This is a genomic window from Amycolatopsis eburnea (assembly GCF_003937945.1).
Taxonomy (GTDB): domain Bacteria; phylum Actinomycetota; class Actinomycetes; order Mycobacteriales; family Pseudonocardiaceae; genus Amycolatopsis; species Amycolatopsis eburnea.
The window spans coordinates 352,760-366,034 of record NZ_RSEC01000046.1 but is presented as its reverse complement, the minus strand read 5'-3'; the positions used below and the strand labels follow the sequence as shown (position 1 = coordinate 366,034).

The 13,275-nt window shown below is 70.8% G+C and carries 14 protein-coding genes; 8 read left to right on the top strand and 6 right to left on the bottom strand.

All coding sequences use genetic code 11. The features are described 5' to 3' along the window. Nucleotides 1-81: 81 nt before the first annotated feature. The 5 genes from EIY87_RS20975 to mptB all read right to left on the bottom strand — a co-directional run bounded on the left by EIY87_RS20975 (nucleotide 82) and on the right by mptB (nucleotide 5,592). Nucleotides 82-999 carry an acyl-CoA desaturase gene (locus tag EIY87_RS20975; RefSeq protein WP_125310744.1) on the bottom strand — a complete coding sequence of 306 codons (918 nt, stop codon included), beginning with the start codon at nucleotides 997-999 and terminating at the stop codon, nucleotides 82-84. A gap of 63 nt (nucleotides 1,000-1,062) precedes the next feature. After that, nucleotides 1,063-2,028, bottom strand: a complete 966-nt coding sequence (locus tag EIY87_RS20970) for a COX15/CtaA family protein (protein ID WP_125310742.1) — start codon at nucleotides 2,026-2,028, stop codon at nucleotides 1,063-1,065. A gap of 196 nt (nucleotides 2,029-2,224) precedes the next feature. Beyond that, nucleotides 2,225-3,010 carry an ABC transporter permease gene (locus EIY87_RS20965; RefSeq protein WP_125310739.1) on the bottom strand — a complete coding sequence of 262 codons (786 nt, stop codon included), beginning with the start codon at nucleotides 3,008-3,010 and terminating at the stop codon, nucleotides 2,225-2,227. Beyond that, on the bottom strand, nucleotides 3,007-3,933 hold the full coding sequence (locus EIY87_RS20960) for an ABC transporter ATP-binding protein (protein WP_125310736.1): 927 nt from the start codon (nucleotides 3,931-3,933) through the stop codon (nucleotides 3,007-3,009). The genes EIY87_RS20965 and EIY87_RS20960 overlap by 4 nt, the downstream gene beginning before the upstream one ends. A gap of 6 nt (nucleotides 3,934-3,939) precedes the next feature. Then, the gene (mptB, locus tag EIY87_RS20955) at nucleotides 3,940-5,592 is read right to left on the bottom strand and encodes a polyprenol phosphomannose-dependent alpha 1,6 mannosyltransferase MptB (RefSeq protein WP_225439967.1); all 1,653 of its coding nucleotides are present in this window, start codon (nucleotides 5,590-5,592) and stop codon (nucleotides 3,940-3,942) included. Between the two features lie 138 nt (nucleotides 5,593-5,730). Between mptB and EIY87_RS20950 the strand changes: the two genes are divergently transcribed. From EIY87_RS20950 to EIY87_RS20920, 7 genes are read left to right on the top strand one after another with little or no spacing between them, the layout of a single operon-like run. Beyond that, entirely contained in the window at nucleotides 5,731-6,507 is a 777-nt protein-coding gene (locus EIY87_RS20950; protein WP_191984208.1) for a helix-turn-helix transcriptional regulator, read from the top strand. After that, nucleotides 6,504-7,952, top strand: a complete 1,449-nt coding sequence (gene sufB / locus EIY87_RS20945; protein ID WP_125310731.1) for a Fe-S cluster assembly protein SufB — start codon at nucleotides 6,504-6,506, stop codon at nucleotides 7,950-7,952. Before EIY87_RS20950 ends, sufB begins: the two co-directional genes overlap by 4 nt. A gap of 2 nt (nucleotides 7,953-7,954) precedes the next feature. Then, nucleotides 7,955-9,127, top strand: a complete 1,173-nt coding sequence (gene sufD / locus EIY87_RS20940) for a Fe-S cluster assembly protein SufD (protein WP_125310728.1) — start codon at nucleotides 7,955-7,957, stop codon at nucleotides 9,125-9,127. 29 nt (nucleotides 9,128-9,156) lie between these two features. After that, on the top strand, nucleotides 9,157-9,927 hold the full coding sequence (gene sufC, locus EIY87_RS20935; protein ID WP_125310726.1) for a Fe-S cluster assembly ATPase SufC: 771 nt from the start codon (nucleotides 9,157-9,159) through the stop codon (nucleotides 9,925-9,927). A gap of 38 nt (nucleotides 9,928-9,965) precedes the next feature. Then, nucleotides 9,966-11,270: a cysteine desulfurase gene (locus EIY87_RS20930; RefSeq protein ID WP_125310724.1), complete on the top strand. Its 1,305-nt coding sequence runs from the start codon at nucleotides 9,966-9,968 to the stop codon at nucleotides 11,268-11,270. Further along, complete coding sequence (sufU, locus tag EIY87_RS20925; RefSeq protein ID WP_125310722.1) at nucleotides 11,267-11,716, top strand: Fe-S cluster assembly sulfur transfer protein SufU; 450 nt, start codon at nucleotides 11,267-11,269, stop codon at nucleotides 11,714-11,716. Before EIY87_RS20930 ends, sufU begins: the two co-directional genes overlap by 4 nt. Continuing rightward, nucleotides 11,713-12,114, top strand: coding sequence for a metal-sulfur cluster assembly factor (locus EIY87_RS20920; protein WP_125310720.1), 402 nt, complete (start codon nucleotides 11,713-11,715; stop codon nucleotides 12,112-12,114). Before sufU ends, EIY87_RS20920 begins: the two co-directional genes overlap by 4 nt. On the opposite strand, the gene EIY87_RS20915 is transcribed toward EIY87_RS20920, so the two are convergent. Continuing rightward, a complete protein-coding gene (locus EIY87_RS20915; RefSeq protein ID WP_191984203.1) occupies nucleotides 12,104-12,904 on the bottom strand; it encodes a DUF4184 family protein in 801 nt (266 codons plus the stop codon). The two genes, EIY87_RS20920 and EIY87_RS20915, sit on opposite strands and share 11 nt — an antisense overlap. On the opposite strand from EIY87_RS20915, the gene EIY87_RS20910 reads away from it, so the two are divergent. Then, on the top strand, nucleotides 12,884-13,255 hold the full coding sequence (locus EIY87_RS20910; protein WP_191984202.1) for a YnfA family protein: 372 nt from the start codon (nucleotides 12,884-12,886) through the stop codon (nucleotides 13,253-13,255). The two genes, EIY87_RS20915 and EIY87_RS20910, sit on opposite strands and share 21 nt — an antisense overlap. The last annotated feature ends 20 nt before the right edge of the window (nucleotides 13,256-13,275 follow it).

The window sequence follows — 13,275 nt, the reverse complement described above, 5'->3', positions numbered from 1 at the left end:
TGCACCACGCGCTCTCTCCCTCTGTGTACTTGTTCGGATGCGCGGATCACTGTCCGCGAGAGAAGGTTACCGTGGGTGAACTCAGGCCCGTTTGGCGGCCAGCCGGTCCGCCCTCGGCCACCGCACGTCCGTCGCCCAGCCCAGCTGCTCGAACGTCCGGATCACCCGCGCCGAAATGTCCACCTGCCCCCGCAGCACCCCGTGCCGCGCGCACGTCGGGTCCGCGTGGTGGGAGTTGTGCCAGGACTCGCCCATCGACAGCACCGCCAGCGGCCAGAAGTTCGCCGCCTTGTCGCGGCTGGCGAACGGCCGCTCGCCGATCAGGTGGCACACCGAATTGACCGACCACGAAACGTGGTGCAGGAACGCGATGCGCACCAGCCCGGCCCAGAAGAACGCCGTCACGACGCCCCACCACGACCAGCTGATCAGGCCGCCCAGCACCGCCGGCAGCGCCAGGCTGAGGGTGATCCACAGCCAGAAGTAGCGGTTCACCCAGCGCAGGTCGTCGTCCGCGACGAGGTCCGGGGCGAAGCGGTCCGCGTTGGTGACCTCGCGGCCGAACATCCAGCCCATGTGCGCGTGCCAGAAGCCGCGCAGCAGCGCCGCCGGTGAGGTGCCGAACAGCCAGGGGGAGTGCGGGTCGCCCTCGCGGTCGGCGAACGCGTGGTGGCGGCGGTGGCTGGCCACCCAGAAGATCACCGAACCCTGGACCGCCATACTGCCCGCGATGGCCAGCGCCACCCGCAGCGGGCGCGGGGCCTTGAACGCGCCGTGGGTGAAGTAGCGGTGGTAGCCGACCGTCACGCCCAGCGTCGCGAAGACGTAGAACACCGCGGCGAGGATCAGGTCGAGCCAGGTCATGCCCCAGCCCCAGACCAGCGGGATCGCGATGAGCAGCGCCGCGAACGGCACGAGGAGGAACGTCTTGAGCACGATCATCTCGCCCGTGCCGCGGCGGTGGGAGATCAGCGGCTTGGGGGCGGCGCGCGAGGTCATGGCGCGAACAGTAACCGACGGGCGAAACGGGCACCCCGACGCGGAGTTACCAGTGCGTTGCGGTCAGGCGGCCGCGAGTTCGCGCGGCGCGGGCTCCAGCGAGACCACCGGGCCGCGGTCGCGGCTGCCGGTCCACAGGGTCGCCGTCGCGATGATGACCGCCATCGCGCCGAGCACGTGGAAGGACACCATGGCCTCCGGCACGCCCAGCGCGTACTGCAGCGAACCGAGACCGCCCTGCGCCAGCGCGATCACCCAGACCGCCGTGTAGCGCTGCCACAGGCTCTTCGGCGCGCCGACGCGCATCAGCTGGAGGCCGAACACCGCGAGCAGCAGCAGGTAGAGCACCAGGAGCCCGCCGTGGACCTGGGCGAGCGCTTCGACCGGGGCGTTCAGGCGGTGGGTGTTGAGGTCGCCGCTGTGCGGGCCGGCGCCGGTGACCGTGGTGCCCGCCGCGAGGACGAGCCACATCACCGCGGCCAGCGCGACCAGGATGCCCCGGCCGGCGGCGGGGACCAGCGGCTTCGCGGGCTCGTCGCCTTCGCGGAACGCGCGCAGCAGCAGGACGGCGAGCCAGACGAGCGGGGTCGTGGCGAGGAAGTGGATCGCGACCGTCCACCACTCCAGCTTCGCGAGCACGGTGAGCCCGCCGACGACGGCCTGCAGCACGACGCCGCCGGGCATCGTCCAGGCCAGCTTCACCAGGCGGGTGCGGCCCGGGTGGTCGATCTGCACGCGCCACGCGGTGACGACGGCGACCGCGGCCACGGCGATGACGACGCCGGTCAGCATCCGGTTGCCGAACTCGATCCACTGGTTGAGTGCGTCGATCCCGGAGTCGTGCTTCGGCACGAGGCTGCCGGCCACGCACTGCGGCCAGGTCGGGCAGCCGAGCCCGGACCCGGTGACGCGCACGATGGAGCCGGTGACGCCGATCAGCGCCTGCGCGAGGACCGCGGCGATCCCGACGGCCCGCTGCACGGCGGCGGACGGAAACGGCAGGCGGGCGACGAGGCTGGTGAACGGCACCCATCGATGGTAGAGCGCCCGGGAAACGCGCTTCCGGCAGGTCCGGGCGCCCAGAACGGTGGCGCGGCCACAAGGGACCTAGGTCACGCGAAGACCGGGACGGAGCGCCCCAAGGCCACATTGGTTGCGTCTCGCGCACCGAAGGCCGCCTTGGGTGCGTCTGACGCACCGAAGGCCACCTTGGGGCGCTGGGGACTCAGGTGAGTTTCGTGGTCCGCGAAGCCAGCGCGCCCGCCAGGACCGCCCACACCGCCAGTACCGCCATCGGTCCCGGCGCGAACGCCCCGTCCACCAGCGCCGCTCGCATGCCCTCCGCCAGCGCGCCCGACGGCAGCAGCTCGACGACGAAAGCCAGCCCCGCGGGCAACGACGACGGCGCCAGCAGGATCCCGCCCGCCAGCAGCAGCATGAACCACACCACGTTCGCCAGCGCCAGCACGGCTTCCGCGCGCAACGCGCCACCCAGCAGCACGCCCAGCGCGCCGAACGCCAGCGTCCCCAAGACAAGCAGAACCAGAGCCGACACCAGCCCGGAAGCCGAAGGCGACCAGCCCAGGAACGCCGCCACCACGCCGATGATCACCGACTGCAGCGCGACCACCACCAGCGCCGCCACCACGCGCCCGGCCACCAGGAGCCAGCGCGGCAACGCCGTCGCCGACAACCGCTTCAGCACGCCGTACCGCCGGTCGAAGCCCAGTGCGATCGCCTGGCCGGTGAACGCCGAGGACATCACCGCCAGCGCCAGGATCCTGGGCGTGATCCAGTCCACTTTGGACGTCGAGCCCAGCGACGACGCAGGCAGGATGTCCAGCAGCGACAACCCGATGAGCAGGGCCAGCGGGATGAGCAGCGTGAGCAGGACCTGCTCGCCGTGGCGCAGCGTCAGGCTCGCTTCGACCCGCGCGTGGGTGCGCAGCATCCGGCCCAGCGACCCGCGGCCGGGGGCCGGGGTGAAGGTGCCCGGTTCGAAAACCGTCATGCCCGCAGCTCCCGTCCGGTCAGCTCCAGGAAGACTTCTTCGAGCGTCCGCTTGCCGACCTGCAGCTCCTCCGGCAGCACGCCCTGCTGGGCGCACCACGCCGTGACCGTCGAGACCACCTGCGGGTCGACCGAGCCGACCACCACGTACGTCCCGGGCGCCGACTCGCGCACCGCGTACCCCTCCGGCAGCGCCGCCGTCAGCAGCGCCGTGTCGAGCCGCGTGCGGGCCTTGAACCGCAACCCCGCCGCGCCGGTCTCGTCCGTCGTCAGCGATTGGGGCGCGCCCGAAACGACGACCTTGCCGTGGTCGACGATCACCACCGTGTCGGCCAGCGCCTCCGCCTCTTCCATCAGGTGCGTGGTCAGCAGCACCGAGACGCCGTCGCGGCGCAACGCCGCCAGCAGGTCCCAGACCAGGCGGCGGGCCTGGGGGTCCATGCCCGCCGTCGGCTCGTCGAGGAACACCAGCTCCGGGCGCCCGACCAGGGCGCACGCCAGTGACAGCCGCTGCTGCTGGCCGCCGGAAAGGCGCTTGAACGGCGTGCGGCGCACCGACGCCAGCCCGAGGGTGTCCAGGAGCCAGGCCGGGTCCAGCGGGGACGCCGCGCAGGACGCCACCAGGCGGAGCATCTCGTCGGCGCGGACGCCGGGGTACGCGCCGCCGCCCTGGGGCATGATGCCGACGCGGGGGCGCAGGGCCGCCGACTCGCGGACCGGGTCGAGGCCGAGGACGCGCACCGTGCCCGCGTCAGGCTTGAGGAAGCCTTCGCAGAGCTCGACGGTGGTGGTCTTGCCGGCCCCGTTCGGGCCGAGCAGGGCCAGCACGCTGCCGCGCTCCATCCGCAGGTCGAGACCGTCGACCGCGCGGGTGGAGCCGTAGCTTTTGACCAGCCCGGTGATCTCGACGGCGGGGGCACTCACATCGGGTCACGATACGGGCTCGGCCCGCGCGGGCACCCGCGGGGACGGCCTGGACAGCAGCACGGGCGCCAGCCGCCGGACGATCAGCAGCCCGCCGCCGCACACCACGATCGCCGCGACGTAGGCGAACGGCAGCACGTACGGGCGGCCGTCGAACGTGCTGCCGGTGGGCGGCAGCAGGAACGGCAGGGCCGCCGACAGCACCGCCGCGGCCACCCGGAAGCGGGACGTCCCGGCCGCCGCGGCGAGCGGGATCACCGCCCACAGCACGTACCAGGGCTGCAGGTTGATCTGCAGGATCATCACCGCGCCCAGGGAGACGCCCAGCCCGATGATCGGCCGGTAGCGCCACTTGAAGCTGTCCCAGAGGAACTTGAACGTGATGGCGACGGCGACGAGGTAGCCGAGCGCGCCGAGGATCGGTACCAGGCCGTTCGTGTGGTTGCCGAGCCCGAGCGCGATGCCCAGGACGCCGGAGAGGTTGGCCAGCTCGGCGGTGGGGGAGATCCACGACCGGACCAGCCCGGGGGTGTTGAACGTCGCCCCGAACCAGCCGAAGCCGAGCCCGGTGCCGAAGCAGACGGCGACCAGCACGACGCCGAACCACGCCGCCATCGGCGCGCCCGCCAGGAAGAGGTCCTTGAGCCTGCCGTGCCAGCGCCGCGCGACCATCACGGCGAAGAACGGCAGCGCGAACACCGCGGGCAGCTTCACCGCGACGCCGAGCGTGATGATCGCCACGCCCAGCCCGATGTAGAGCAGTTCGCCCCGCGCCAGCGGCGGGGGCGTGTCGCCCTTCACCCGGATCGGCAGCCGCCGGATGCCCACCTCCAGCCCGGCGAGCATCAGGCCGACGGCGAGCGCGTCGTTGTGGGCGCCGGCGACGAAGTGGAAGATCAGCAGCGGGTTCAGCGCGCCGAGCCACAGCGCGGTCGCGGGCTGGACGCCGAACCGGCGCGCCAGCCGCGGCAGCGCCCAGACGATGAGGACGACGCCGGCCAGCGCGAGCACGCGCTGCAGCAGCACGCCGACCGCGATGCTGTTGCCCGCCAGGGGCGCCAGCCAGCCGCCGAGGCGCAGCACCAGCGGCCCGTACGGCGCCGGCGTCTCGCGCCACATGTTCGACACGCCCGCGGTGTACGGGTCGGCGACGCCGAGCGCCTGCGCCGGGCCGAGCACGTACGGGTCCATGCCGCGGTGCACGATCTCGCTCTGCGCGAGGTAGCTGTAGACGTCGCGGGAGAACAGCGGCGGGATCACCAGCAGCGGCAGCACCCACAGCGCGATGGTGCGGGCGAGCTGGCCCTGCGACGCGAGCCGCTCGCGGCTGGGCTGGGCGAACCGGCCGAGCATCAGCCAGCTCAGCACCAGGATGCCCATCCCGGAGATGGCGATGGCCAGCGACACCGTCGGGATGCGGGTGAACAGCCGCAGCACCGGGATCTCCTGCACCGGGTTGATCACCGGGGCGGCGCCGGCGCCGAGCGAGCCGAGGGCGAGGAAGAGCGACCCGACCGTGCCGAACCGGCGCACGACGTTCAGCCCGCGCCGCTCGTCGGCTTCGAGGGGGAGCGGTTCGAGGGGGCGGACGGGCGAAAGCGTCACCGGGTGTGCGCCCTCCGTCGCGATCACCGCCGCCTGCTGGTCCTGCTCACCCACTGCCACGGGTGCAGGGTATCGGTCCGCCCCGGAGTGAGTCGGATCACTGCCGGACACCCCGCCTTTGCCGACCGCGGGGAAATAAGACACACTTGTGTTGTGAAAAAGACGGAGGCGGGTGACCAGGCGGGCGGCGACATGCCGCGTGCCCCGCACCCGCACGTCCCGTCGCAGGTCAGCGCCGACGGCAAGACCCGGCAAGAGGTCGCCCGGCTGCTGCTGGAACAGGGTCCCATGACCGCCGCCGTGGTCGCCGAGCAGCTCGGCATCAGCCCGACGGCCGTCCGCCGGCACCTCGACGCCCTGCTCGCCGACGGCGAGGCCGAGACGAGGGACGCGCCGCGCCGCGGACCCCGGGGCCGGGGCCGTCCGGCGAAGCTGTTCCTCCTCACCGAGCCCGGCCGCGCCCGGTTCGGCCACGCCTACGACGACCTCGCCGTCTCCGCCATCCGCTTCCTCGCCGAGCACGCCGGTGAAGACGCCGTACGCGCCTTCGCCGAGCAGCGCGTCGAGAAGCTGGTCGGCCCGCACCGCCCGGCGATCACCGGTTCGAGTGATCCGGCGGCGCGCGCGGAGGCCTTGGCGACCGCCCTGAGCAGGGAGGGCTACGCTGCGTCGACCCGTCAGGTCGGCGCACCGGCCCCTGGCCAGAACGTGGGGGCGCAGCTCTGCCAGCACCACTGTCCGGTCGCCCACGTCGCCGCGGAGTTCCCGCAGCTGTGCGAGGCCGAGACGGAGGCGTTCGCGCGGCTGCTGGGCACCCACGTCCAGCGGCTGGCGACCATCGCGCGCGGTGATTCCGCGTGCACCACACACGTGCCCGTCACGACGGGTAACCCGGCCCATCCCGAGCCGGGAAGCACGGTGCCCACTGGGCGCGAAGCACGGATCCCGAATGGAGGGAAACCCGCATGACTGCCGCTGCCGAGCAGCGCACTCCCACCACCGCGCCACTGAGCCAGGAAGAGACCATCGAGTCCCTTGGCAAGTACGCGTTCGGCTGGGCCGACTCCGACGAAGCGGGCGCCAGCGCCCGTCGCGGGCTGAACGAGGACGTCGTCACCGACATCTCCGCGAAGAAGTCCGAGCCGGAGTGGATGCGCGAAGCGCGACTCAAGGCGCTCAAGCTCTTCGAGAAGAAGCCCATGCCCAACTGGGGCGCGGACCTCTCCGGGATCGACTTCGAGAACATCAAGTACTTCGTGCGGTCCACGGAGAAGCAGGCCACCTCCTGGGAGGACCTGCCCGAGGACATCAAGAACACGTACGACAAGCTCGGCATCCCCGAGGCGGAGAAGCAGCGCCTCGTCGCCGGTGTCGCCGCGCAGTACGAGTCCGAGGTCGTCTACCACCAGATCCGCGAGGACCTGGAGGAGCAGGGCGTCCTGTTCCTGGACACCGACTCCGCGCTCAAGGAGCACCCGGAGCTGTTCCAGGAGTACTTCGGCTCGGTCATCCCGGCCGGCGACAACAAGTTCTCCGCGCTGAACACGGCGGTGTGGTCCGGCGGCTCGTTCATCTACGTGCCGAAGGGCGTGCACGTCGAGATCCCGCTGCAGGCCTACTTCCGGATCAACACCGAGAACATGGGCCAGTTCGAGCGCACCCTGATCATCGTCGACGAAGACGCCTACGTGCACTACGTCGAGGGCTGCACGGCGCCGATCTACCAGTCCGACTCGCTGCACTCGGCGGTCGTGGAGATCATCGTCAAGAAGGGCGCCCGCTGCCGGTACACGACCATCCAGAACTGGTCGAACAACGTCTACAACCTGGTCACCAAGCGCGCCAAGTGCGAAGCCGGCGCGACCATGGAATGGATCGACGGCAACATCGGTTCCAAGGTGACGATGAAGTACCCGTCGGTGTTCCTCATGGGCGAGCACGCCAAGGGCGAGGTCCTGTCGGTCGCGTTCGCGGGCGAGGGCCAGCACCAGGACGCGGGCGCCAAGATGGAGCACCTCGCGCCGTACACCTCCTCGACCATCGTGTCGAAGTCGGTGGCGCGCGGCGGCGGCCGGACGTCCTACCGCGGCCTGGTCAAGGTCGCGAAGCGGGCGCACCACTCGCGCTCCAGCGTGGTCTGCGACGCGCTGCTGGTCGACACCATCTCGCGGTCGGACACGTACCCGTACGTGGACATCCGCAACGACGAGGTGTCCATGGGCCACGAGGCCACGGTGTCCAAGGTCAGCGAGGACCAGCTGTTCTACCTGATGTCGCGCGGTCTCGACGAGGCCGAGGCGATGGCGATGATCGTGCGCGGCTTCGTGGAGCCGATCGCCCGTGAGCTGCCGATGGAGTACGCGCTCGAGCTGAACCGCCTGATCGAGCTCCAGATGGAAGGGTCCGTCGGCTAGTCATGTCGGTTACCGAGAACAACGTTTCCGAGGCTCTTCGCGAGGGGGCGGTCATTCCGGCCGCCTCCCGCGCGGAGCGCTTCACCTCCTACGACGTCGAGGCCTTCGAGGTCCCGGGCGGTCGTGAGGAGAACTGGCGCTTCACGCCGATGAAGCGCCTTCGCGGCCTGCACAACGGCACCGCCGCCGCCACCGGGGAGATCACCCTCGACGCCGACGCGGCGGACGAGCTGAAGATCGAGACCGTCGGCCGCGACGACGCGCGCCTCGGCGAGGCCGGCGTCCCGAGCGACCGGATCGCCGCGCAGGCGTACTCGGCGTTCACCAAGGCCACCGTCGTGACGGTGCCCAAGGAGACGAAGGCGTCGAAGCCGTCCGTGCTGCGGATCCACGGCCCGGGCGAGGGCGAGGTCGCCTACGGGCACCTGCAGGTCCGCGCCGAGGCGTTCGCCGAGGCCGTCATCGTGCTCGACCACGTCGGCTCCGGCACCTACGCCGACAACGTCGAGTTCGTCATCGGCGACGGCGCCAAGGTCACCGTGGTCAGCGTCCAGGACTGGGCCGACGACGCCGTGCACGTCTCCGAGCAGCACCTGAAGCTCGGCCGCGACGCCGCGCTGCGGCACACCGTGATCACCCTCGGCGGCGACCTCGTCCGGATCTCGCCCACCGCGACCTTCGCGGACAAGGGCGGCGACGTCGAGATGCTCGGCGTCTACTTCGCGGACAAGGGCCAGCACCAGGAGCACCGCCTCTTCGTCGACCACGCGGTCCCGAACTGCAAGTCGCGCGTGATGTACAAGGGCGCGCTGCAGGGCGACGACGCGCACGCGGTCTGGATCGGCGACGTCCTGATCCGGGCCGCGGCCGAGGCCACCGACACCTACGAGCTCAACCGCAACCTGGTGCTCACGCCCGGGGCGCGCGCGGACTCGGTGCCGAACCTCGAGATCGAGACCGGCGAGATCGAAGGCGCCGGCCACGCGAGCGCGACGGGAAGGTTCGACGACGAGCAGTTGTTCTACCTCCAGTCGCGCGGGATCGCCGAAGAGGCCGCGCGGCGCCTGGTCGTGCGCGGGTTCTTCCACGAGATCCTGGTGAAGATCGACGTCCCCGAGGTGCGCGAGCGCCTCGAAGCCGCGATCGAAGCCGAACTCGAAGCCGTTGGCGCCTGACCGCCCTCTCTGACTTAGGAAACGAAGAAATGGCTACCCTGGAAATCAAGGACCTCCACGCCTCGGTCACGACCGACGAAGGCGCCAAGGAGATCCTCAAGGGCGTCAACCTGACCATCAAGTCGGGCGAGACGCACGCGATCATGGGCCCGAACGGCTCGGGCAAGTCCACGCTGTCCTACGCGATCGCCGGGCACCCGAAGTACGAAGTCACCTCGGGTGAGGTGCTCCTCGACGGCGAGAACGTCCTCGAGATGAGCGTCGACGAGCGCGCCCGCGCGGGCCTGTTCCTCGCGATGCAGTACCCGGTCGAGGTGCCGGGCGTGTCCATGTCCAACTTCCTCCGCACCGCGGCCACCGCGGTCCGTGGCGAGGCCCCCAAGCTGCGCCACTGGGTCAAGGAGGTCAAGGAGGAGATGGGCAAGCTCGAGATCTCGCAGGAGTTCGCCGAGCGCTCGGTCAACGAGGGCTTCTCCGGCGGCGAGAAGAAGCGCCACGAGATCCTGCAGCTGGCGCTGCTCAAGCCGAAGTTCGCCATCCTCGACGAGACCGACTCCGGGCTGGACGTCGACGCCCTGCGCGTCGTCTCCGAGGGTGTCAACGCGTACAAGGCTTCGAGCGAGGTCGGCGTCATGCTGATCACGCACTACACCCGGATCCTCCGCCACATCACGCCGGACTTCGTGCACGTCTTCGCCGGCGGCAAGATCGTCGAGTCGGGCGGCAAGGAGCTCGCCGACGAGCTGGAGGAGAACGGTTACGTCAAGTACGTGGGCAAGTCCGAGCCCGCGTCCGTCTGACGTTCCCCCGTACACCGAGAAAGAGAGGAGTCGGCCCGATGACCACCACCTCGGCCAGCTCTTTGCCACTCGACGTGGCGGCCCTGAGGGCCGACTTCCCCATCCTGTCGCGCACCGTCCGCGACGGGAAACCCTTGGTGTACCTGGACTCCGGAGCGACCTCGCAACGTCCGCAGGCGGTGTTCGACGCCGAACGCGACTACGTCTTCACGTCGAACTCCGCCGTGCACCGCGGCGCGCACCAGCTGTCCGAAGAAGCGACCGACGCCTACGAGTCGGCCCGGGCGAAGATCGCCGAGTTCGTCGGCGCCGACCCCGAGGAGCTGGTGTTCACCAAGAACGCCACCGAGGGCATCAACCTGGTCGCCTACTCGTTCGGCAACGCCGCCACCGCCGGTCCCGAGGCCTCGCGGTTCGTGGTCGGCCCGGGTGACGAGATCGTCGTCACCGAGATGGAGCACCACGCGAACCTCGTGCCGTGGCAGCAGCTCTGCCAGCGCACCGGGGCGACGCTGAAGTGGTTCAAGGTGACGCCGGAGGGCCGCCTCGACCTGTCCGATGTGGACGAACTGATCACGCCGCGCACGAAGGTGGTCGCGTTCGCGCACCAGTCCAACGTGCTCGGCACGGTCAACCCGGTTTCGCTGCTGGTCGAGAAGGCTCGCGCGGTCGGCGCGTTCACCGTGCTCGACGCCTGCCAGTCGGTGCCCCACGGTTTGTATGGACACGGTGCGGTCGACTTCCACGCGCTGGGTGTCGACTTCGCGGCGTTCTCCGGGCACAAGATGCTCGGCCCGTCCGGCATCGGCGTCCTCTACGGCCGCACCGAGCTGCTGTCGGCCATGCCGCCGTTCCTGACCGGCGGGTCGATGATCGAGATGGTCCGCATGGAGGGCTCCACCTTCGCGCCGCCGCCGCAGCGGTTCGAGGCGGGCGTCCCGATGACGTCGCAGGCCATCGGCCTCGGCGCGGCCGTCGACTACCTCTCGGCCGTCGGCATGGACCGGATCGCGGCCCACGAGCACGAGCTGGCCGCGGCGGCGCTGGAAGGCATCGGCGCGATCCCGGGCGTGCGGATCGTCGGGCCGACGGACCTGGCGGACCGCGGCGCGACCGTGTCGTTCGTGATCGACGGCGTGCACCCGCACGACGCCGGCCAGGTGCTCGACAGCCTCGGCATCGCCGTGCGCGTCGGCCACCACTGCGCGTGGCCGCTGCACCGCGCGTGCAACGCGCAGGCGACCGTGCGCGCGTCGTTCTACCTGTACAACGACCTGTCCGAAGTGGACGCGCTCGTCGCGGGCATCCGCGAGGCGCAGAAGTTCTTCGGGGTGGCGCAGTGAACTTGGAGAGCATGTACCAGGAGATCATCCTGGACCACTACAAGCACCCGCACGGGCGCGGCCTGCGCGACCCGTTCGACGCCGAGTCGTTCCAGGTCAACCCGACCTGCGGCGACGAGGTGACGCTGCGGGTGAAGCTCGACGACGGGAAGGTCGCCGACGTCTCCTACGACGGCCAGGGCTGCTCGATCAGCCAGGCCTCGACGTCGGTCTTGACGGATCTGGTCGTCGGCCACACGCTTGAGGAGGCGTTCACCACCATGGACGCCTTCGTGGAACTGATGCAGGGCAAGGGAAAGATCGAGCCGGACGAGGACGTGCTGGAGGACGGGGTCGCCTTCGCGGGCGTCGCCAAGTACCCCGCCCGCGTCAAGTGCGCCCTCCTCGGCTGGATGGCTTTCAAGGACGCCGTCGCCCGGACCACCAACGGAGCTGAGAAAGCATGACCGAAGACACCGCCACCGACGCTCGCGAAGGCCGGACCGCCGCCGACCTCGACGCCGAGACCACGGCGAAGCAGGACCTCGACCTCGCCAAGATCGAGGACGTCGAGGAGGCCATGCGCGACGTCGTCGACCCCGAGCTCGGCATCAACGTCGTCGACCTCGGCCTGGTCTACGACATCCGCGTCGAGCCGGACAACACGGCGACCCTCGACATGACCCTGACGTCCGCGGCCTGCCCGCTGACCGACGTCATCGAGGACCAGACGTCGGCCGCGCTGACCAGCGGCGGGCTCGTCAAGGACTTCCGGATCAACTGGGTCTGGATGCCGCCGTGGGGCCCGGAGAAGATCACCGAGGACGGCCGCGAGCAGCTGCGCGCCCTCGGCTTCACCGTCTGATCTCGTCTGCTTCGTGAAGGCCACCTTGAGGAACTTCAAGTTCCCCAAGGTGGCCTTCACGGCTTTTCCGGGCGTGCCAGGCGAGCGCGTAGAGGACGAGTGCGGCGAGGAACCCGCTGCACGCGCCGGTGACCAGTAGGTAGGTCGCGTTGCCGGCCACGCCCGCGCGGGTCATCGGGTCGTGGTGGGCCAGGAACGGCAGTAGTTCGGCGGCCATGCCGGTGAGCGCCCCGGCGGTGAGGAAGGCCGCGACGGGCTTGCGGTGGCGAGTGCCCGGCGGGACCGGACGGGTGGGCGCGGCGCGGTACCAGTTCCGCAGCCACCAGGCGAGGACCGCGGCCCCGGCGATCGTGCTGACGAGCTGGATGAGCCGCCCGACGTCGACGCCGGTGACCAGCGGGATCCGCAGGAACGGGAAGCCGCCGCTTTCGTGGGTGAACGCGTCCCACCCGACGTGGGTGGCGGCGCCGAGCACCAGGGAGAGGGCGATCCAGCCCGGCCGTCGCCAGCTGAAGCCGCGGGGGAGCCGTTCGGCCAGCGGCCTCGGGGCCAGCGCCAGCAGCGGCTCCTTCAGGAGCAGCTGGAACACGGCCAGGATCACCAGCGCGAGAAGCGGGTCCAGCCAGAGGACCGAGGCGAGCTCGTGGGTCTTCGTCAGCCCGACCCCGGGCAGCCGCGGCACGAACCAGAAGACGTCCGGCGCGACCGACCCGGCGACGAGCGCGGACGCCACCAGCGGCCGCCTCGCCAGCGGCAGCACGGCGGCGGGATGACTCAGCGTGAACGGCACCCGGCTAGTATCCCGGGGGTGGTCCTGCGCTCGATCCTCCTGTTCCTCGCGGCGGCGATCTGCGAAATCGGCGGCGCGTGGCTGATCTGGCAGGGCATCCGCGAACACCGTGGCTGGCTCTGGATCGGCGGCGGCCTGCTCGCCCTCGGCCTGTACGGCTTCGTGGCGACGCTGCAGCCGGACGCCCACTTCGGCCGCATCCTCGCCGCGTACGGCGGCGTGTTCGTGGCGGGATCACTGGCGTGGGGGATGGTCGCGGATGGTTACCGCCCGGACCGCTACGACGTCATCGGCGCGCTGCTGTGCCTGGCCGGGGTCGCGGTGATCATGTACGCGCCGCGGACGGGGTAACGGCGCAGGTCGCGGCTCGA